Below are 19,139 nucleotides of genomic sequence, written 5' to 3' on the forward strand. Positions count from 1 at the left end.
GCCTCCGTACGGCTACGAGAACACGACCGGCACGACCTCTGGGGGAACACGCGTGAGCGGGTACGACATCCAGCTCGACATGACGGAGCTGACGCAGCTCCGGGACGACCTCGTCGCGGTCGTCGGCGAGCTCAAGGGCGCGAACGACAACGCCGACGCCACCGCGGACGCCACGGGTCACGACGAGCTGCGCGACCGCGTCCACGACTTCAGCCACAAGTGGAAGATCAAGCGCGAGGAGATGCTCGAGAACGCGGAGAACCTCCAGCAGATCCTGTCGCAGATCGTCGACGCGTTCACGAAGGTCGACGCCGACCTGGCCCGGTCCCTCGAGGAGGCCGCCGCATCATGAGCGACACCCGCTACCAGCCGCTCGACGGCGACCCTGCCCTGCTCAGTGCCAAGGCGCGGCGCTACGAGGAGATCGCCGACGCCATCGGCCGCTCGACCCGGACGCTCGACGCGATCTCCCAGCAGATCGACCAGCGCTCGCTCGCGATGGACGCCACGCGCTCGCTGGCCGACTCGGTCTCCGGGGACATCGCCAAGGCCGAGCGCCGCTACCGCGAGACCGGTGTCGCGCTCGCGGACTACGCGAGCGCGCTCGAGCGGCAGAAGGCGCTCTCGGAGACCGCCGTGACGGAGATCTCGCGCCTCGAGGGCGAGCTGCAGACCGCGAAGGACCGGGAGGCCTCGGCGCGCTGGGACCACCAGCTCCAGGAGCTGTCGGTCACCGCGACCCCGGAGGACGTCACGGCGTCGAAGACCGCCCTGACCTCGGCGACGGGCGACGTGGGGGACGCCGAGTCGGCCCTGACCGCCGCCCAGGGGCGCTGGGAGGAGGCCCACGAGGCGAAGGACACCGCCGCGGGCACGGCGATCACGAGGATCAGCGACGTCGTCGACGGCGAGCACGTTAACGGGCTCGAGGACAGCCGCTGGGACAAGATCAAGGCGGTCGCCGGCTACCTCTACGAGGGGTTCAAGATCCTGTGCGACGTCGCCGGGGTCCTCGCGATCTTCCTCGCGTGGGTGCCCGGGCTGGGTGAGGCGCTGCTCGTCCTCGCCGCCATCGGGACCCTCCTGTCCGTGGTGGAGTCCGCGGTCAAGCTCGCGCGGGGCGACATCGGCTGGGGGTCGTTCCTCACCACCGTCGCGCTCGGCGCGGTCTCGCTCTTCGGCGGCAAGCTCATCGCCGTGGGCGCGAAGTCGATCAAGGCGCGCGGCGTCGTGCGGGTGGCCCAGCGGGTGGGGCCCACCGCCGCGCGCTCGCGGTTCGGTGACGAGCTGACCACGGCCTACCGCACGCTGAGCCCCGGCACGAAGGGGCGCGCGGCCTCGATCCTCAGGTCGCCGTTCGTCCGCAGCTCGGCGCAGAAGGAGGCGATGGAGACCTTCCAGCGCTCGGCGTCGAAGGGCGCGGCGGCCCGCAGCGCCCTGGGCTCCGCCACCAAGGAAGCCTTCCCCAACCCGTACAAGGCCGTCTCGGACCGCCTGGCGGGCAAGGGCGACGTCGCCTCGGCGCTCAAGTTCGCCGCGCAGAACGGCGACGCGATGACGCGCGGGTCGTACGTGCAGCTCGGCGCCGTGACCGTGGGCGCGGTGGCCAAGGACGCGAACGACCTGCACCGCGTCGTCGATTCGGTCGACCGTGCGGTGGCGCACGGGGACCAGCTCGGTGCGGCGACGGAGGGCTCCAAGCCGGTGCTGAAGGAGTGGGGCGGGAGCTACGACGCCGTCCCCGGCGGCGTGAACATCGTCCGCGACGCCATCGACCTCGGCGTCCGGGTCACGCGATGACGGCGGGGCACGAGGTGGGCGGCGCACGCGGGCCCGGCCGGATCGCCGGCTCGACGCTCCGGCTCCCCGAGGACTGGTACGGGGTCCCGGCCGACGACGTCCCGGGATGGGCCGCCGAGCTCGCGGGGCTGCTGGTGGCATCGGACGACGACGGCCCGGCCGGCGTCGCGGCGGACGGAGCCCCGGACGGGGGCCCGGACGGCGCCCGCGACCCGTCGGACCGCTCCGCCCCGGCCGACGTCGTGCGCGCGGCGCTCGTCGACGAGCTCTGCGCGGTGGGGAGCTCGCTGGCGGGGCTCGGCGACCCGGCGGCCCGGGCGGCGGTCTGGGTGCCGCGCCCGGGGTCGGGGGGCGCCGCCGCGATGCTCGTGCTCGCGCCGGTGCAGGACGCGGCGCTCGCGGGGGCGCAGGCCTACGAGGACGAGCTCGTCGCCCGGCTGACCGCAGACCCCCGGGTGCTGGCGCGCTCGCTGCGCGCGGTCGAGGGCGACACGCCGGCGGGCGCGGTGCGCGGCGTGCACGCCGTCGTGGAGGTCGCGCGCGAGGACGGGTCGCCGGACGCGGTCCTCGAGGAACGGGCGGTGCTCGGTGTGCTCGCGCCGGGCTGCTCGGACGTCCTGGAGGCTACGGTGCTGAGCTCGAGCCTCGTCGAGTTCGACGACCTTCCCGCCCAGGCGCTGGCCGTGCTGGACGGGCTGAGCCTCGTGGTCGAGGACCGGCGATGACGCGCGAGACGACGTCCGGCGCCGGAGCGTTCCGGCTCGTCCTGCCGGGGACGTGGGTCTCGGTCCCGCTGGACGACCCCGCGACGACGCGGGAGAGCGTCAAGCGGCTCGTGCGGACGCAGGTCGGGCGGGCGGACCGGCTGGCGCGGCTGCGCCGGGACGCGATCGGGCAGATCGTGGGCTCGGCGAGCGACGCGGCGGCGATGGGCGCGCACTCCTACCTCTTCTCGCTCGAGCTGCTCCCGGGCGTGCCCTTCCCGGTCGCGCTCCTCGGGATCGACGCGCGGTGGCCGGAGGCGGCGGCCGGGCTCCTCGCCGAGGGCGACCTGACCGGGGCGCTGCAGGAGGCCTTCCCCGACGCCGAGGTCGAGACCCAGACGATCGGCCCGGTGGCGCGCGTCGCCCGCACGGTCCGCGGCGAGCACGACGGCGACGACCACCTGACCCTGAGGATCGAGTACCGCATCCCGTACCCCGCGGGGGACCGGCTGCTCCTGCTACGGTTCGACGCCCCGGACCTGCCGTCGGCGGAGCCGTTCGCCACGCTTTTCGACGAGATCACGGACTCGCTGCGGTGGACCGAGGCCGGCCTCGAGCCCCGCGGTGCGGCTGCACCGCTCGGTCTCCGCGGCGGGCGGACGGAGCGCGCGGCGGGGCCGCAGACCACGAACGGAGCCCGAGAGTGAACGACGAACCATCCACCCTGCCGCGCGACGTCGAGGTCCCGGTCGGGGGCGCGGCCTGGCGGCGGCTGCGCGGGGGCCCGGTGTGGGCGTTCGGGCTCGTCCTCGTCACCGTGATCGCCCTCGTGGTGGTCGGCGGCGGAGCGGTGTACTTCGCCCGGCTGGCGAGCACCGGCGACGCTCCCGAGGGCGGCGCGTGGCAGGTGCTCGGCACGGCGGCCTGGTGGCTGACGATCGTCGGGCTGCTGGTCGGAGCCGCGGCGCTCTGGATCGGCGACATCGACCGCCGTGGCTCGATGGCACGGTCGGGCGAGCCGCGGGGGCGGGTGCTGCCGAGCGCGACGAACGTCTCCCAGGTCGTCCCGATCGGGTACGGCTGGCACGTCGGGTGGCTGGCGCTCGAGGCCGTGCTCGCCGTCGGCATGCTGGCGGTCTCCTCGTGGGCCGTCGGCGCGGTCGACTCCGACGACCTGCAGGGCTATCCGACGGCCTGGGCCTTCTGGGGCCTCGGTGCGGCGGCGCTCTTCGGGGCGACCGCCGGGTCGCTGGTCAAGAAGGTCGCCTTCCGCCGCTGGGCCGCCGCGCACGCGGCGAGCATGCGGGGCGGTGCCCCGACGGGACGGGTCTCCCCGTTCTGGCGCTGGGTGACGTTCCGGTTCCGGCTGGACCTGTGGGTGTGCGCGGCGGGGGCGCTGCTCCTGGCGGCGGCGGCCGTCGTCGGCAGCCTGCTGGAGAGCCTGGGCGACGACTTCGGGTCGGCGGACGACGTGGCGGAGGCGACGGGAGCCGTCCAGGCGCTGGGCGTCGTCGGCGCCCTGCTGCTGGTCGTGGGCCTCGCGGCGGCGACGCAGTACCGGCGCGCCGGCAAGCCGCTGGGGGCGGCCGAGTCGCTGGCGTGAGCCGCGGCAGCCGGGCCGACCGGGGAGTTCTCCCCATGTCGCCGATCGGGACCGACAGCTAGTTTTGTCCGTGTGAACAAGCAGGCCAAGGGGGCTTGCGACGACGAAGTGGAGAAGCAGATGGCCAACGTGAACGTGACCTTCGACGAGATGAACAGCGCCGCCGACCGGCTCACCGCCGGGCAGCAGCAGGTCACCGACCTGCTCCACGACCTCAAGGCGCAGGTCGACAACCTCGTCAACGGCGGGTTCGTCACCGACCAGGCGTCGGGCGCCTTCCAGACCTCGTACGAGCAGTTCACGCACGGCACGGTGCAGGCGGTGAACGGCATCGAGGGGATGGCGACGTTCCTCAAGCAGGCCGCGCAGACCCTCGGCGACGTGGACTCCCAGCTCGCGCAGGGCATCCGCGGCTGACGACGCCCCGTTACATTCGACCGTCCGGCGGACGGCACCTACCCGGTGCCGTCCGCCGTCGGCATAGTGAGGGTCGGCTTAGTCAGTCGTAGACTCGATGCCGGAACGAGCCACCCCGATCGGAAGGCGCACGTCTCTGTGAGCAGCAACCGTCCCCTGCGCGTCGCGGTCGTCGGAGCGGGTCCCGCCGGGATCTACGCCTCGGACATCCTGTCGAAGACCGACCTCGACGTGAGCATCGACCTCTTCGAGCGGCTCCCCGCCCCCTTCGGGCTGGTGCGCTACGGCGTCGCCCCCGACCACCCGCGGATCAAGCAGATCATCACCGCGCTGCACCGGGTCCTGGACCGCGGCGACGTCCGGCTCATCGCCAACGTCGACTACGGCGTGGACGTCAAGCTCGACGACATGCGCCAGTTCTACGACGCGGTGATCTTCTCGACCGGCTCGATCCGGGACGCGGCCCTGCCCATCCCGGGCATCGACCTCGAGGGCTCGCACGGCGCCGCCGACTTCGTCTCCTGGTACGACGGCCACCCCGACGTCCCGCGGACCTGGCCGCTGCAGGGCAAGGAGATCGCCGTGCTCGGGGCCGGCAACGTCGCGCTCGACGTCGCCCGCGTCCTGGCCAAGCACGCCGACGACCTGCTCCCGACGGAGATCCCGCAGAACGTCTACGAGACGCTGAAGGCGTCCGAGGTCACGGACGTGCACGTCTTCGCCCGCCGCGGGCCCGCGCAGGTGAAGTTCTCGCCGCTGGAGCTGCGGGAGCTGGGCCACGTGCCCGACGTCGACGTGGTCGTCTACCCGGAGGACTTCGACTTCGACGAGGGGTCGATGGCCGCCATCGGCTCCTCGAACCAGACGAAGCAGGTCGTCAAGACCCTCACGGACTGGACCCTCAAGGACCCGGCCGACATGAAGGCCTCGCGCCGCCTGCACCTGCACTTCCTGCACGCCCCCGTCGAGGTGCTCGGCGAGGACGGCAGGGTCGTGGGCCTGCGCACCGAGCGGACGCGCCTGAACGGGGACGCGACGGTCTCCGGGACCGGCGAGACGCACGACTGGCCGGTGCAGGCCGTCTACCGCGCGGTGGGCTACTTCGGGTCCCCGCTGCCGGAGATCCCGTTCGACGACCTCAAGGGCGTCATCTCCAACCGCGAGGGACGCGTCGTCGACATGGACGGCGAGCAGGTCCCGGGCGTCTACGCCACCGGGTGGATCAAGCGCGGCCCGGTAGGGCTCATCGGGCACACCAAGTCCGACGCCTCCGAGACGGTCCGCCACCTCGTGGAGGACGTCACCGCCGCCGCCGACGAGGGCCGCACGGCCCCGCACGGCGAGCCGGACGCGATCCTCGGCTTCCTCGACGAGCGCGGGGTCGACCACGTCGAGTGGACGGGCTTCCAGGCGCTCGACGCCTTCGAGCGGGCGCTCGGCGAGCCGCACGGCCGCGAGCGCATCAAGGTCGTCCCGCGCGAGGAGATGATCGCGATCGCGAAGGGTCGCGCGGCCGAGGGCTGACCACGCGCGCGTCCAGCCACTCCCGGGTGCGCCGCCAGGACCGCGACGCGGGGTCGAGCTGGTCCAGGTGCTCCTCGCCGGGGACGACCTCCACGGTCACGTCGTCCCCCGCGGCGCGGGCGGCCTCGCCGTAGGCGGTGGTCAGCCCGGGCGGCACCGTGGTGTCGTCGGCGCCGGTGACGACGAGCGTCGGGACGCCGAGCGGCACGAGCCGGGCGGGGTCGGCCAGGTCGTAGCGGTCACCGACCGCGGCGGGAGTCCCGCCCATCAGGTCCTCGACGGCCCCGCCGCCCGCCCCCTGCTCCGCGGCCTCCGTCAGGTCGTCGACGCCCGCCTGGCTGACCACGAGGTCGGGGACGACGACGGGGGAGGCGCCGGGCGCGCCGTCGGGCAGGGAGCCGCGTGCCGCCAGCCACAGCGCCAGGGCGCCGCCGGCCGAGTGCCCGACGACGGCGACGGTCCCGCGCGCGACCCCCGCCTCGTCGAGGGCGCGGGGGAGGAGGTCCGTCGCCGCGGCGACGTCGTCGAACGTGGCGGGCCAGCCCCCCCTCGGACGCCGGGTCGCCCGCGCCGACGCCGCGGTAGTCGACGTTCCACACGGCGTAGCCGTCCCTGACGAGGTCGACGGCGAGCGAGCTCTCGAGCGACCGGTCGAACCCGGCACGCCAGTAGCCGCCGTGCACGAGCACGACGACGGGCCAGGGCCGGCCGGAGCCCGCGGCGCCGTCGGGCACCCAGAGGTCGGCGACCTGCTCCGGCGCGTCCCCGTACGCGAGGGTCGCCGCCGGGCCGCCGGCTCCTCCGGTGCCCGCCGCCCCGCCGCCACCGGGCGTCGTCGTCCCCGTGCAGGCCGTGCAGGCGCCGGCCACGACGACGGCGAGCGCGGCGAGCGTGGCCGGCGCGCCGACCGACGGGAAGATGCGCACCGGCCCAGCCTGGGCTCCCCGCGGGCGGCGGGCAAGCGCGGCGGCTTGGGGCCCGGCCGCGGGACCTGGCAGGCTGTGGGCCCATGGACCGGGTGGAGCGGTGGGAGGAGCGGACGCAGTGGCCGCTCGCGGCGGCGGCGGTGGTGTTCCTCGTCGCGTACGCGATCCCGATCGTGTGGCCGGACATCGGGTCGACGCTGCGGCTGGTCTGCGCGTTCCTCAACGGGGCGACGTGGATCGCCTTCGGGGTCGACTACGTCGTGCGGCTGGTGCTGAGCCGGCGGCGCTGGTGGTTCGTCCGGCACAACCTCCTGGACCTCGCGATCCTGGTCCTGCCGGTGCTGCGTCCCCTGCGGCTGCTGCGGCTGCTCGCGCTGCTGCGCATCCTCAACCGCACGACGGCGAGCAGCCTGCGCGGGCGTGTGGTGACCTATGCCGTCGGCGCGACGAGCCTCGTGATCCTCTGCGGCGGGCTCGCGATCACCGACGCGGAGCGCGGGGCGCCGGGTTCGACGATCTCCAGCTTCGGCGACGGGATCTGGTGGTCCGTCGTCACGATGACCACCGTCGGCTACGGGGACACGTACCCGGTGACGGTGACGGGCCGGTTCGTCGCGATCGCGCTGATGGCCACGGGCATCACGCTCGTCGGTATCGTCACGGCCACCCTCGCGTCGTGGCTGACCGAGCGCGTCTCGGAGCTCGGCGACGAGGACTCCGCGGCGACCCGCGCCGAGGTGCGCGAGCTGCGTGACGAGATCCGCCGGCTGCGCGACGACATCGCGCAGGACCGCCAGGGCGCGGCGCGCTCCGTCGAGCGGGCGATCGAGGAGGGCCCGACGGGCGCGCCGCCCCCGCCTACCGGTAGTTCGTGAACTGCACCGCGAAGTCGAGGTCGGCACCCTTGAGGAGGGCCTGCACCGCCTGGAGGTCGTCGCGGGACTTGCTCGTCGCGCGGACCTCCTCGCCCGTGATCTGCGTCTTGACGCCCTTGGGCCCCTCGTCCCGGATGAGCTTGGTGACCTTCTTGGCGTTGTCGCCCGCCAGGCCCTCCTTGAGGGACCCCGCGAGCTGATACTCCTTGCCGGAGACCTGGGGCTCGTTCTCCCCGGTGTCGAAGGCCTTGAGCGAGATGCCGCGCTTGACCAGCTTGGTCTGGAAGACGTCGAGGATCGCGAGGACCCGCTCGGAGGAGTTCGCCTTCATGAGGATGCTCTCGCCGCTCCAGGCGATGGACGCGCCGACGTTCTTGAAGTCGTAGCGCTGGGAGACCTCCTTCGCGGCCTGGTTCAGCGCGTTGTCGACCTCCTGGCGGTCGACCTTGCTCACGATGTCCATGGACGAGTCAGCCACGGGTGTCTCCTTCTGTCACGTCGTCGGGGCGGGCCCCTGGTTCGGCTCCCACGGTAGTGCGTGCGGCGGCGCGCGGGGCGGTCCGCGCGGCGAGGCGGGTGGTGCGCAGGGCCCGCAGCGCATCGGTCGTCAGGACCAGCAGCGCGAGCCAGACGAGGCTGAACCCGATCCACCGCGAGGTCGGCATCGGCTCGTGGAAGACCAGCAGCCCGACGAGGAACTGCAGGACCGGCGTGAGGTACTGCAGCATCCCGACGACGCTGAGCGGGATGCGGCGCGCGGCGGCGCCGAACAGCAGCAGGGGGACGCCGGTGACGACGCCGCAGGACATGAGGAGCAGCACGTGCGCCGTCCCCTGGGTCGTGAACGTCCCGGTGCCCTCGACCGCGAGCCACCCGAGGTAGGCGAGCGCGAGCGGGGCCAGGGCCAGGGTCTCGGTGGCCAGGCCGGGCAGCGCGCCGACGCTGCGCCCGACCCGGTTCTTGACGAGCCCGTACAGGCCGAACGTCACCGCCACCGAGACCGCGATCCAGGGGAACCCGCCCACGCCCGTGGTGATGACGACGACCGCGACCGCCCCGATGCCGAGCGCGACCCACTGCGCCCGGCGCAGGCGCTCGCGGAGCACGAGGACGCCGAGCAGGATCGTCACGAGCGGGTTCACGAAGTACCCGAGCGCGGCGTCAAGCACGTGGTCGTGCAGGACGCCGTAGACGTACACCGTCCAGTTCGTCGCGACGAGCACGCCGCCGAGCGCGAGCAGCGCGAACGTCCGGCGGTTGCGCAGCACGGGGACCATCGAGCGGGTCGAGCGCGTCGCGACGAGCAGCAGCGCGCAGAACACGAGGCTCCACACGACGCGGTGCGCGATGATCTCGAGGGCCCCCGCGGGCTCGAGCAGCGGGAAGAACAGCGGCATCCCGCCCCACAGGAGATAGGCGCCGGCGCCCAGGGGCACGCCCCAGCGGTCGGGGGGCGACGACGTCGGCCGGGCGTCCCGGACAGGGACGGTGGGGGAGGTGCTCACCGCCCCACGCTAGTCGTCGCGCAGCGGGGAGCCGAGCACGTCGAACCGGAGACCGCCGAAGGTGCCGGAGAGGAGCGGCCGCGCCGCGGCCACGGAGGCCTGCACCTCGGGCAGGTCGAGCGAGGCCCGGTGCGCTGCCGAGCTCGTCCAGAGCTCCATCACGACGACGGTGTCCGGGTCGCGGTCGTCGATGCCGACCTCGTAGAGCAGGCACCCCGCCTCGGCGAGCAGGTGGTTGCGTCGGGTGAGATGGGCGACGAGCTGGTCCCGCCGACCGGGCGCGGCCTCGAGGGTGCCCACGTTCGCGAAGGTCATGCCGTCACCGTACGGACGGCCACCGACACCCGTCGGCACGTCCTGGCGCCGGTACTGGGTGCCCGGGCGGATTTTCGCTCCGGGCGCGCCCGCATGTATTGTTGCCTGGCTCCCGCAGCACGGTCCCGTGCGGCGGGGTGCGACAAGTTCACACCGGCAGGTTGCCCGAGCGGCCAAAGGGAGCTGACTGTAAATCAGCCGTCATCGACTTCGTGGGTTCGAATCCCTCACCTGCCACCCCAGAAGACCCCGGACCCTCGGTCCGGGGTCTTCGTCGTTCGAGCCTGTCTCGATTCTGTAACGACGTGTTGATATGCGGTGGGAAGTGTTGTGTTCTGTTGAGTCGTCCGTCACAGTAGTGCCGATGTCGCAGGTGACGTCCACGGTCAAGGGAGACAGACAGATGAACACGAACATCCGCAAGCGCGCGGTGATGGGTGCTGCCACGTTCGCCACCCTCGCGGTGCTGCTCACGGGCTGCACCAACTCGGGGGACGACGCGGCGGGATCCGACGACACCGCGAGCTCGAGCTCCTCGGCGGACGAGGACAGCGAGCAGGTCGTCAAGGACGCCACCGAGGCCTCGGGAGACGGCTGCACGATCGACAAGTACGGCGTCGACAAGCTGGACCTCAAGGACGCGGTCGTCGGCTTCTCGCAGTCGGAGCCCGACGCGGCTGCCTTCCGTGCGGCGGAGACGAAGTCCATCCAGGACGAGGCCAAGAAGGTCGGCGTCAAGAAGCTGATCGTCACGAACGCGAACGCCGAGCTGCCCAAGCAGATCTCGGACATCCAGGACATGCTCACGCAGGGCGTGCAGGTCCTCATCGTCGCCCCGGTCAACTCGGACGGCCTCGACCCGGCCCTCAACGCGGCGCGCGACGCCGGCGTCCCGGTCCTGACGATCGACCGCAAGCTCACCAACGAGTCCTGCAAGGACTACGTCTCGTTCCTCGGCTCGGACTTCTACGAGCAGGGCAAGCGCGCCGCGGACGCGATGAACAAGGCCACCGACGGCAAGGCGAACGTCGCGATCCTCCTCGGCGCTTCGGGGAACAACGTGACCGACCAGCGCAACGCCGGGTTCGTCGACCAGGTCAAGGCCAAGTACCCCGACCTGAAGATCGTCGCCCAGCAGACCGCGAACTTCGCGCGTGACGAGGGCCAGTCGGTCACCGAGCAGCTCCTGCAGTCCAACCCGGACATCAACGCGATCTACGCCCACAACGACGAGATGGGCCTCGGCGCCGAGACCGCCATCCAGTCGGCCGGCCTCAAGCCGGGCGAGGACGTCAAGATCGTCTCCATCGACGGCACCAAGAACGCGGTCCAGGCCATCGCCGACGGCAAGTACAACGCCGTCATCGAGTCCAACCCGCGCTTCGGCCCGCTCGCCTTCGAGACGCTGGACAAGTTCTACGGCGGTGACGCGATCCCCGAGGACGTCATCATCGAGGACCGCGAGTACGACTCCAGCAACGCCGCCGACGGCGTCGCAGGCGCGTTCTGATCGGACCCGCACGAGGACGGTGCGCCGGGCAGGTCCCGGCGCACCGTCCTGCGGCTCCCGGAACATCGAGATGAGATCGAGGAGATCGTGACCTTGACAGCCACCGAGAAGGCCCTGCCGACGGACGGGGGAGGTGGCGCCGGCGAGGTCCTCTTCGACGCCACCGGCGTCCGGAAGTCCTTCGGGGGCGTGCACGCGCTGCGTGGCGCCCACATCACCGTCCGTTCGGGCGAGATCCACGCACTGATCGGCGAGAACGGCGCCGGGAAGTCCACGCTCATCAAGGTGCTGACCGGCGTGTACGAGCCGGACGCCGGCGAGCTGCGCTTCCTGGGCGAGGACGTGCAGTTCGCGTCACCCGCCGCGGCGCAGGACGCGGGCGTCGCCACCGTGTACCAGGAGGTCAACCTGGTCCCGGTGCTGAGCGTCGCGCGCAACATCTACCTGGGGCGAGAGCCCCGCACGCGCTGGGGCACGGTCGACATCAAGGCGATGCACCGCAAGGCGCGCGAGCTCGTCCGCCGGCTCGGCATCGACGTCGACGTCACCGGCGAGCTCGGCCGCCTCGGCCTGGGCGTGCAGCAGATGGTCGCCCTCGCCCGCGCGGTGAGCGTCGACGCCCGGGTCGTCATCATGGACGAGCCGACCTCGTCGCTCGAGCCCCGCGAGGTGGAGACCCTGTTCGGCGTCGCCCGGAACCTGCGGGACCAGGGCGTCGGGATCGTCTTCGTCTCCCACCGCCTCGACGAGCTCTTCGCCCTGTGCGACGCGCTGACGATCATGCGCGACGGCGAGGTCGTGCACACCGGGCGGATCGAGGACATCGACCGCTCGGGCCTGGTGTCGCTGATGCTGGGTCGCACGATCGACGACGTCGTCGGCAGCTCCACCGGGTTCACGCGCGAGAGCCACGTCGTCGAGGGCGAGCCGGTGCTCTCGGTGCGCGGGCTCGAGGCGCGCCACCGCGTGCACGACGTCGACCTCGACGTCCACCGCGGGGAGATCGTCGGGCTCGGCGGCCTCCTCGGCTCCGGCCGCTCGGAGACGGTCAAGGCGGTCTACGGCGCCCTGCAGACCGAGGGCGGGACGGTCTCCGTCGACGGCAAGCAGCTGCGGCGGGGCGACGTCCCGAGGTCGCTGCGGTCCGGGATCGCCCTCCTCTCGGAGGACCGCAAGGCCGAGGGCGTCGTCCCCGACCTCTCGGTGCGCGACAACATCGCGCTCGCCGTCCTGTCGCGGGTCTCGCGCTTCGGCGTCGTCTCCGACAAGAAGATGGACGACCTCGTCGACGTCTTCATGAAGCGGCTCAAGATCAAGGCGTCGAGCCCGCACCAGAAGGTGCGCGAGCTCTCGGGCGGCAACCAGCAGAAGGTCCTGCTCGCCCGCTGGTTGTGCACGGAGCCGACCGTCTTCCTGCTGGACGAGCCCACGCGCGGCATCGACGTCGGGGCCAAGCGCGAGGTGCAGGCGCTGATCGGCGAGCTCGCCGAGCGCGGCCTGGGTGTCGTGATGATCTCCAGCGAGGTCGAGGAGCTCATGGAGGGCACCGACCGGGTCGTCGTGCTGCACGACGGCGGCGTGAGCGAGGTGCTCTCGGGGCAGGACATCACGAACGCCAGGCTCCTCGCGGCGATGGCCGGCGACGAGTACACGGAGGAGGACGTCGTGGCCGTGCTCGGCCTGACCGACGAGGACACGACGCCCCAGGGCGCGACGGACGCGCCGCAGGGCGCTGCCGACATGCCGCAGGGCGCTACCGACATGCCGCAGGGCGCTACCGACGAGGAGGAACGGTGAGCAGCGCAACGGCCCCGCCCACGGCCCAGGCCGGGGGGACCGGGGGACAGCAGTCCGGCGTGCAGGAGCCGACGCCGGCGCGGCGGCGACGCGTGGACGGCGAGTGGGTGCGTCGCAACGGCGTCTACCTCGCGCTGCTCGTGCTCGTCGTGATCAACGTGATCATCACGCCGCACTTCGTCAGCGAGGGGTCGCTGCGCCTGCAGCTCGTGCAGGTGGCGCCCGTCGTCATCGTCGCGCTGGGCATGGCGATGGTGATCGGCACGGAGGGCATCGACCTGTCGGTCGGGGCGGTGATGGCGCTGTCCGCGGCGCTCATGCCGCTGTACCTCGGTTACGGCACCGTCGGGGCCATCGTCGTGGGTGTCGGCATCGGCGCCGTCACGGGTCTCGTCGCCGGCGTGCTGATCGCCAAGGTGGGCGTCCAGCCGATCGTGGCGACGCTCGGCATCATGATCGGCGGCCGCGGGCTGGCGATCGTGATCGGCGGGTCCATCAAGTCGATCGACGACCCGGGCCTCGTGGCGCTCGGCACCGGGTCGTTCCTCACGATCCCCTACACGGTGCTCGTCGCGCTGGCCGCGGTGCTCGTCGTCGGGTTCCTGGTGCGGCGCACCACCTACGGCCGCCAGGTGGTCGCGATCGGCGGCAACCGCCGGGCGAGCCTGCTCGCCGGCCTGCCGGTCTCGCGCGTGCTCATCACGGTCTACGTGGTCAGCGGCCTGCTCGCGGCGGTGGCAGGGGTCATCCTCGCCGCCCGGTCGCAGGCCTCGGACCCCACCAAGATCGGCCTGCTGATGGAGCTCAGCGCCATCACCGCCGTCGTCATCGGCGGGACGCCCCTCTCGGGCGGCAGCGTGCGCATCCTCGGCACGGTCGCCGGGGCTCTGGTGATGCAGCTCATCACCTCCACGCTGATCAGCCACAACATTCCCGACTCGATGGCGCAGATGATCCAGGCCGCGGTCGTCATCCTCGCCGTGTACGTCCAGATCGGCAGGAAGGGGGCGCGATCATGAGCGTCACGATGGAGACGAACCCCGGCATCGACCCGGAGGCCGACGGGCCGGTCACGGACGAGGTGAGGGGCGTGCGCCGCAAGGCGCGCGCCGCACGGTTCGCCCAGCAGCAGGGGGCGCTCGTCGTCCTGGTGCTCCTCGTGGTCGTGATGAGCTTCGCGTACCCGACGTTCGCCTCGGCGGCGTCCTTCAGCCAGATCGCGCTCCAGGCGTCGTTCCTGGCGATCGTGGCGCTGGGCATGACGCTCGTGATCTTCACGGGCGGGATCGACCTCTCGGTCGGCTCGGTGTTCGCGCTCGGCGGCGTCGTGGCCGCGTGGGCGTCGCAGTACGGGGTGGTCGCGGCGATCGTGCTGCCGCTGGTCGTCTGCGGGGCCATCGGGCTCGTGCAGGGGCTGATCATCGCCCGCGGCGGGCTGCCGCCGTTCATCGTCACGCTCGCGGGCCTGCTGTTCGCCCGCGGGCTCCTGCTGTTCGTCACGGACGAGGGCTCGGTCACGAACAAGGTGCCCACGGGCAGCGCGTTCCTGCGGCTCGCGCGCAGCGAGCTGTTCGGCGTGCGGTACACCGTCTGGCTCGTCGTGGTGCTCGTGCTCGTCGGGGTGCTCGTGCAGACCCGGACGACGTACGGCGCGACGCTGCTCGCGATCGGCAGCCAGGAGGAGGCGGCGGTCCTGATGGGCATGCCCGTCGACCGCGTCAAGGTCATGACGTACGTCGTCTCGGGCATGTGCGCAGGCCTCGCCGGCCTGCTCACCGCCTCCTACACGGCGTCGGGAGTGACGACCCTGGGGGTCGGCATGGAGCTCACGGCGATCTCCGCGGTGGTGCTCGGTGGCACGCTCCTGACGGGTGGCGCGGGCAGCGTCGTCGGCACCGTCGTCGGCGTGCTCCTGCTGCAGGTCATCGCCAACCTCATCAACCGGCTCGGCCTCACCGACTCCAACTGGCAGGCCGTGACGAGCGGCGCGGTGCTGCTCGTGGTGGCGACGTCCCAGCAGCTGCTGCGGCGTGCTCAACGCGTCTAGCCGAGCCCCGTACCCGCCGACAGGCGGTCGGACGACGGCGACCACGGCCCCGGCTGTGGTCGCCGTCACCGCCCGCCGGGGGTTCTCGGACCTCCGCAGCCGCAGGATCTCGCGGATTTCGTGCCACGCGCGAAGCCGTGTAGAGTTTCCTGCGCCGCCCCGATAGCTCAGTCGGCAGAGCGTCTCCATGGTAAGGAGAAGGTCAAGGGTTCGATTCCCTTTCGGGGCTCTGTGATGACGTGCGCGCGTACGGCTGCGATACTGGCCGTGCTCCGTTCGTCGTCCTATGCGGCGGGGTAGCTCAGCTGGTCAGAGCGCACGGCTCATAATCGTGAGGTCGCGGGTTCGAGCCCCGCCCCCGCTACCATTCCTGACCCATATCGTCCGGCGGCCGGCGCCGGACGGTTCGCACGTTCGTAGCGCCGTCCGGAAGGCGCGAGAGGTGGCACTACCGTGGCAAGCAAGAGCTCTGACGTTCGCCCCAAGATCACGCTCGCGTGCGTGGAGTGCAAGGAGCGCAACTACATCACCAAGAAGAACCGTCGGAACAACCCCGACCGCCTCGAGCTGGCGAAGTTCTGCCCGCGCTGCGGCAAGCACACCGCGCACCGCGAGACCCGCTGAGGCACGGTCCGTACCGATCGATGACGATCAACACCGACTACGCCGGTCGCGAGTATCCCGCGACGGCGCCGTACTCGGTCGGCCGTGAGGCGCTGCGCGAGCTCGCGGCGACGCTCGGCTCCCTGCACCCCGCGCACCACGACCTCGTGGCGGCGCGGGGTGCGGGCTATCCGGACCTGGTCGCGCCGCCCACCTACGCCGTCGTGCTCGCCCAGCGGGCCGAGGCCCAGCTGGTCCAGGACGAGGCGGCCGGTATCGACTTCTCCCGCGTCGTGCACGCCGAGGAGCGCTTCACCCACCACCGGCCGATCGTCGCGGGCGACGAGCTCGTGACCGTGCTGCACGTGGACTCGATCGTCGAGCGGCGCGGCCTGGCGATGGTGACGACGCGGTGCGAGATCTCCGCGGCCGACGGCGGAGAGCCGGTGGCCACCGTGGTCTCGACGCTCGCCGTCCGGGGGGAGGTCGCATGAGCCGTCCGCAGATCGAGTCCCTCGCCGTCGGCGACGAGGTCGGTGCGCGCACCGTGGAGGTCGACCGGGCCCGGCTGGTCCGGTACGCCGGCGCGTCGGGAGACCGCAACCCGATCCACTGGAACGAGCGCGTCGCGACCGAGGCGGGGCTCCCGGGCGTCATCGCGCACGGCATGTTCACGATGGGCGCCGCCGTCGCGCTCGTCGAGGACTGGGCGGACGACCCGGGGGCGGTGATCGACTATCAGACCCGGTTCTCGCGCCCCGTCCCGGTCCCGGACCCGGGCGCGGCCACGGTCGAGGTGCTCGGCACCGTCGGCGCGGTGGACCTCGCCTCGCGCACCGTCCGCATCGACCTGGCCGTGACGTACGACGGCGCGCGCGTGCTGATGAAGGCTCAGGCGGTCGTCCGGCTCTGACGCGCCGGCGGGCCCGTCGTCGTGCCGACGCTCAGCTCGACCGGCAGGCGGACCTCCTCGGGTGCCTCGCCCGCGAGCAGCCCGATGACCGCCTCGCCGAGCCGTTCGCCCTTCTCCGCGAGCGGCTGGCGCACGGTCGTCAGGACGGTCGGGGCGAGCCACGGCAGGTCGAGCCCGTCGAAGCCGGCGACGGAGACGTCGCCCGGCACGTCCAGCCCGAGCTCGTGCGCGGCGAGCACCGCGCCCCCGGCCAGGAGGTCGGAGTGGGCGACGATCGCCGTCGGGCGGTCCGGGGCGGAGAGCAAAGCGAGGGCCGCCGTCTTGCCGTGCTCGACGAGGGAGGCCTCGGTCTCCCAGGTGACGACCGGGTCCACGGCGTCGCGGACGCCGGCGAGGCGGTTCGCGGTGGGGGTCCTGTCCACCTGTGCGAGCCGCGCGGCGTCGACCGGGCCCTGCGCGCCCGAGCTGTCGAGCGGCAGCGAGATCTCGGCGACCCGCTCGTGCCCCAGGTCCACCAGGTGCTGGACGACCTGCGCGGTGCCGACGCGGTCGTCGAGCGTCACCGCGGGGGCGCCCGGCACGAGCCGGCCCTCGCCGATCACGACGGGCACGCCGCGGCGCTGGAACGCGTCGAGGGTCGGGTCCTGTCGGCCGACGCCCCACACGAGGACGCCGACGTCCATGGCGGCGGTCTCGATGAGCGGGTCGACGACCCGTGAGGCGGGATCGTGCCCCGGGATACCGGGGATGAGCAGGACGCCGAGGCCGTGCGCGCCGAGGGTGGAGACCAGGCCGTCGAGGACCTGTACCGCGACGGGGTCACGGAAGCTGCGCTTGAGCTGGTCGCCGATGACGACGCCGACGATCCCGGAGCGGCCGGAGCGCAGCTGGCGGCCCAGCGGGTTGGGACCGGTGTAGCCGAGCTCGTCGGCGGCGCGCAGGACGCGGTCCCTCGTCTCCGGCGAGATCGGTCCCGCGCCGGAGAAGGCGAGGGAGGCGGTCGAGACCGAGACGCCGGCGCGCTCGGCGACCCGGGCGAGCGTGGGACGTGCGGGGCCGGCCATCGATCTCCTTCGTTTCCGCTCGAGGCGTTCGGCCTCCGTCGCAGGCGCCGTCGGCCTGGTCCGTGGTGCGGCCGGTTGACGGCTGCGCCAGCCTACTAGCAGAATCTCCGCGTCGCCTCGAAACGATTCGAGGCGCCGGGACGGACTCGTCCCGACCCGCCGGACGACGCGCCCGCGGCGCGCTGAGGAGCCCCGATGAGCACTGCCCACGCTGCACGTGGAGCATCGACGTCGCGCCCGGAGCCGCGCCTGCGCAGCGCCACCTGGGCGGTGGTGGCGGTCTTCTTCCTCGCCGGTTTCGCGTTCGCGAGCTGGGCGTCGCGGCTGCCCGCCGTGCGCGACGTCCTCGGGCTCAGCGAGGCGCAGATGGGGCTCACGCTCCTCTTCGTCGCGATCGGCTCGATCATCGCCCTGCCCCTCTCCGGCCGGGTGGTCGACGCGATCGGCGCGTCCCGCGCCGTGCTGGGCTTCGCGGCCGTGAACACCACGGGCCTCGTCCTCGCGGTCCTGTGCGTCGACCTCGGGTCGGTGGGGCTGCTGCGGTGCGCGCTGCTGCTCACCGGGATCGGCACCGGGGTGTGGGACGCCGCGATGAACCTCGAGGGTGCCGCGGTCGAGCAGCGCCTCGGCCGCGCGATCATGCCCCAGTTCCACGCCGCCTTCTCGTTCGGCACCGTCACCGGCGCCGGCCTGGGCGCGCTCGCCGCCTGGGGGCACGTCGGCATCACCGTGCACCTGCTGGTCGCGGTGCTCGCAGGCCTCGTCGGCGTCGCGTTCGCCGTGCGCCGCTTCCTGCCGCCCGAGGAGGTGGCGCACCCCGCGCACCCGGGCGACCAGGCGGGTGCCGACCCGGCGACGGCCGCGGGCGTGTCTCCCGAGCGCGCCCCGGCCGCGGGTCGCGCCCCGAGCGCCTGGACAGAGCCCCGCACGCTCATGATCGGTCTGGTCGTCCTCGCGGCCGCGCTCACCGAAGGCGCCGCGAACGACTGGGTCGGTCTCGCCGTCGTCGACGGGTTCGACGCGGCGGACGCGCTCGGCGCGGTCGGCCTGGCCGTGTTCCTCAGCGCGATGACCGGCATGCGCCTGCTCGGGACGGGCCTGCTTGACCGGCACGGGCGTGTGCCGGTGCTGCGCCTCTCGGCGGGACTCGCGATCGTCGGCCTCGTCGTCTTCGCGCTGGTCCCGAGCCTGTGGGTGGCGCTGTGCGGCGTCGTCCTGTGGGGGATGGGTGCGGCGCTGGGCTTCCCGGTCGGGATGAGCGCCGCGTCGGACGACCCGCGCCGGGCCGCCGGCCGGGTGAGCGTAGTCGCGACCATCGGGTACTCCGCGTTCTTCGTGGGACCGCCGCTCATCGGCTTCCTCGCGGAGCAGGTGGGCTACCGCGAGGCGCTGCTGATCATCACGGTGCCTCTCGTGCTCGGGCTGTTCGCCATGGGGGCGGTGCGGCCGCTGCCCGACGCCGTGGGCACCGTGCGCGAAGGTTGACGCCCCCTCCGCCCCCTCCGCCGAGGCGTCGAACTCGGCCCCTGATTCTCC

21 protein-coding genes and 3 tRNA genes are annotated in these 19,139 nt (G+C 72.8%); 19 read left to right on the plus strand and 5 right to left on the minus strand.

Annotation, left to right across the window (positions count from 1 at the left end):
- Nucleotides 1–52 precede the first annotated feature (52 nt).
- The 7 genes from EDF32_RS07725 (at nucleotide 53) to EDF32_RS07755 (ending at nucleotide 6,048) form a co-directional block, all read left to right on the plus strand.
- Nucleotides 53–352 carry a hypothetical protein gene (locus tag EDF32_RS07725; protein WP_233565788.1) on the plus strand — a complete coding sequence of 100 codons (300 nt, stop codon included), beginning with the start codon at nucleotides 53–55 and terminating at the stop codon, nucleotides 350–352.
- Nucleotides 349–1,800, plus strand: coding sequence for a hypothetical protein (locus tag EDF32_RS07730; protein ID WP_123307940.1), 1,452 nt, complete (start codon nucleotides 349–351; stop codon nucleotides 1,798–1,800). Before EDF32_RS07725 ends, EDF32_RS07730 begins: the two co-directional genes overlap by 4 nt.
- Nucleotides 1,797–2,525, plus strand: a complete 729-nt coding sequence (locus EDF32_RS07735) for a hypothetical protein (protein ID WP_123307941.1) — start codon at nucleotides 1,797–1,799, stop codon at nucleotides 2,523–2,525. Before EDF32_RS07730 ends, EDF32_RS07735 begins: the two co-directional genes overlap by 4 nt.
- The gene (locus tag EDF32_RS07740; protein ID WP_123307942.1) at nucleotides 2,522–3,211 is read left to right on the plus strand and encodes a hypothetical protein; all 690 of its coding nucleotides are present in this window, start codon (nucleotides 2,522–2,524) and stop codon (nucleotides 3,209–3,211) included. The genes EDF32_RS07735 and EDF32_RS07740 overlap by 4 nt, the downstream gene beginning before the upstream one ends.
- A complete protein-coding gene (locus tag EDF32_RS07745) occupies nucleotides 3,208–4,107 on the plus strand; it encodes a hypothetical protein (RefSeq protein WP_123307943.1) in 900 nt (299 codons plus the stop codon). The genes EDF32_RS07740 and EDF32_RS07745 overlap by 4 nt, the downstream gene beginning before the upstream one ends.
- Before the next feature lie 120 nt (nucleotides 4,108–4,227).
- Entirely contained in the window at nucleotides 4,228–4,524 is a 297-nt protein-coding gene (locus EDF32_RS07750) for a WXG100 family type VII secretion target (RefSeq protein WP_123308068.1), read from the plus strand.
- A 138-nt stretch (nucleotides 4,525–4,662) separates the two neighbouring features.
- On the plus strand, nucleotides 4,663–6,048 hold the full coding sequence (locus tag EDF32_RS07755; RefSeq protein WP_123307944.1) for an FAD-dependent oxidoreductase: 1,386 nt from the start codon (nucleotides 4,663–4,665) through the stop codon (nucleotides 6,046–6,048).
- Here EDF32_RS07755 and EDF32_RS07760 read toward each other — a convergent pair.
- Complete coding sequence (locus EDF32_RS07760; protein WP_199734854.1) at nucleotides 5,987–6,712, minus strand: S9 family peptidase; 726 nt, start codon at nucleotides 6,710–6,712, stop codon at nucleotides 5,987–5,989. The two genes, EDF32_RS07755 and EDF32_RS07760, sit on opposite strands and share 62 nt — an antisense overlap.
- A gap of 345 nt (nucleotides 6,713–7,057) precedes the next feature.
- Here EDF32_RS07760 and EDF32_RS07765 point away from each other — a divergent pair, with 345 nt between their 5' ends.
- Nucleotides 7,058–7,849: a potassium channel family protein gene (locus tag EDF32_RS07765; protein ID WP_123307945.1), complete on the plus strand. Its 792-nt coding sequence runs from the start codon at nucleotides 7,058–7,060 to the stop codon at nucleotides 7,847–7,849.
- On the opposite strand, the gene EDF32_RS07770 is transcribed toward EDF32_RS07765, so the two are convergent.
- The 3 genes from EDF32_RS07770 to EDF32_RS07780 are packed head-to-tail and all read right to left on the minus strand — an operon-like array spanning nucleotide 7,833 to nucleotide 9,669.
- Nucleotides 7,833–8,327 carry a YajQ family cyclic di-GMP-binding protein gene (locus tag EDF32_RS07770; protein ID WP_123307946.1) on the minus strand — a complete coding sequence of 165 codons (495 nt, stop codon included), beginning with the start codon at nucleotides 8,325–8,327 and terminating at the stop codon, nucleotides 7,833–7,835. The two genes, EDF32_RS07765 and EDF32_RS07770, sit on opposite strands and share 17 nt — an antisense overlap.
- Nucleotides 8,320–9,354: an EamA family transporter RarD gene (gene rarD, locus EDF32_RS07775; protein ID WP_123307947.1), complete on the minus strand. Its 1,035-nt coding sequence runs from the start codon at nucleotides 9,352–9,354 to the stop codon at nucleotides 8,320–8,322. Before rarD ends, EDF32_RS07770 begins: the two co-directional genes overlap by 8 nt.
- A gap of 9 nt (nucleotides 9,355–9,363) precedes the next feature.
- Nucleotides 9,364–9,669: a putative quinol monooxygenase gene (locus tag EDF32_RS07780; RefSeq protein ID WP_123307948.1), complete on the minus strand. Its 306-nt coding sequence runs from the start codon at nucleotides 9,667–9,669 to the stop codon at nucleotides 9,364–9,366.
- A gap of 155 nt (nucleotides 9,670–9,824) precedes the next feature.
- Between EDF32_RS07780 and EDF32_RS07785 the strand changes: the two genes are divergently transcribed.
- The 10 genes from EDF32_RS07785 (at nucleotide 9,825) to EDF32_RS07830 (ending at nucleotide 16,539) form a co-directional block, all read left to right on the plus strand.
- Nucleotides 9,825–9,906: transfer RNA gene (locus EDF32_RS07785), tRNA-Tyr, on the plus strand.
- Between the two features lie 166 nt (nucleotides 9,907–10,072).
- On the plus strand, nucleotides 10,073–11,179 hold the full coding sequence (locus EDF32_RS07790; protein ID WP_233565789.1) for an ABC transporter substrate-binding protein: 1,107 nt from the start codon (nucleotides 10,073–10,075) through the stop codon (nucleotides 11,177–11,179).
- A gap of 87 nt (nucleotides 11,180–11,266) precedes the next feature.
- Entirely contained in the window at nucleotides 11,267–12,976 is a 1,710-nt protein-coding gene (locus tag EDF32_RS07795) for a sugar ABC transporter ATP-binding protein (RefSeq protein ID WP_233565790.1), read from the plus strand.
- The gene (locus EDF32_RS07800; RefSeq protein ID WP_199734855.1) at nucleotides 12,973–13,995 is read left to right on the plus strand and encodes an ABC transporter permease; all 1,023 of its coding nucleotides are present in this window, start codon (nucleotides 12,973–12,975) and stop codon (nucleotides 13,993–13,995) included. Before EDF32_RS07795 ends, EDF32_RS07800 begins: the two co-directional genes overlap by 4 nt.
- Nucleotides 13,992–15,023 carry an ABC transporter permease gene (locus tag EDF32_RS07805; RefSeq protein WP_123307949.1) on the plus strand — a complete coding sequence of 344 codons (1,032 nt, stop codon included), beginning with the start codon at nucleotides 13,992–13,994 and terminating at the stop codon, nucleotides 15,021–15,023. The genes EDF32_RS07800 and EDF32_RS07805 overlap by 4 nt, the downstream gene beginning before the upstream one ends.
- A 156-nt stretch (nucleotides 15,024–15,179) precedes the next feature.
- Nucleotides 15,180–15,252: transfer RNA gene (locus tag EDF32_RS07810), tRNA-Thr, on the plus strand.
- Between the two features lie 61 nt (nucleotides 15,253–15,313).
- Nucleotides 15,314–15,390 (plus strand) — tRNA-Met (locus tag EDF32_RS07815).
- 86 nt (nucleotides 15,391–15,476) lie between these two features.
- On the plus strand, nucleotides 15,477–15,647 hold the full coding sequence (gene rpmG / locus EDF32_RS07820) for a 50S ribosomal protein L33 (protein WP_123307950.1): 171 nt from the start codon (nucleotides 15,477–15,479) through the stop codon (nucleotides 15,645–15,647).
- A 20-nt stretch (nucleotides 15,648–15,667) separates the two neighbouring features.
- Entirely contained in the window at nucleotides 15,668–16,120 is a 453-nt protein-coding gene (locus EDF32_RS07825; protein ID WP_123307951.1) for a MaoC family dehydratase N-terminal domain-containing protein, read from the plus strand.
- On the plus strand, nucleotides 16,117–16,539 hold the full coding sequence (locus EDF32_RS07830) for a MaoC family dehydratase (protein ID WP_123307952.1): 423 nt from the start codon (nucleotides 16,117–16,119) through the stop codon (nucleotides 16,537–16,539). The genes EDF32_RS07825 and EDF32_RS07830 overlap by 4 nt, the downstream gene beginning before the upstream one ends.
- Here the strand turns inward: EDF32_RS07830 and EDF32_RS07835 are convergent.
- Nucleotides 16,518–17,603, minus strand: a complete 1,086-nt coding sequence (locus EDF32_RS07835; RefSeq protein WP_123307953.1) for a LacI family DNA-binding transcriptional regulator — start codon at nucleotides 17,601–17,603, stop codon at nucleotides 16,518–16,520. The two genes, EDF32_RS07830 and EDF32_RS07835, sit on opposite strands and share 22 nt — an antisense overlap.
- 195 nt (nucleotides 17,604–17,798) lie before the next feature.
- Here EDF32_RS07835 and EDF32_RS07840 point away from each other — a divergent pair, with 195 nt between their 5' ends.
- Nucleotides 17,799–19,088: an MFS transporter gene (locus EDF32_RS07840; protein ID WP_123307954.1), complete on the plus strand. Its 1,290-nt coding sequence runs from the start codon at nucleotides 17,799–17,801 to the stop codon at nucleotides 19,086–19,088.
- The last annotated feature ends 51 nt before the right edge of the window (nucleotides 19,089–19,139 follow it).

Origin of the sequence: Cellulomonas sp. PhB143, from assembly GCF_003752595.1 — a bacterium.
Taxonomy (GTDB): domain Bacteria; phylum Actinomycetota; class Actinomycetes; order Actinomycetales; family Cellulomonadaceae; genus Paraoerskovia.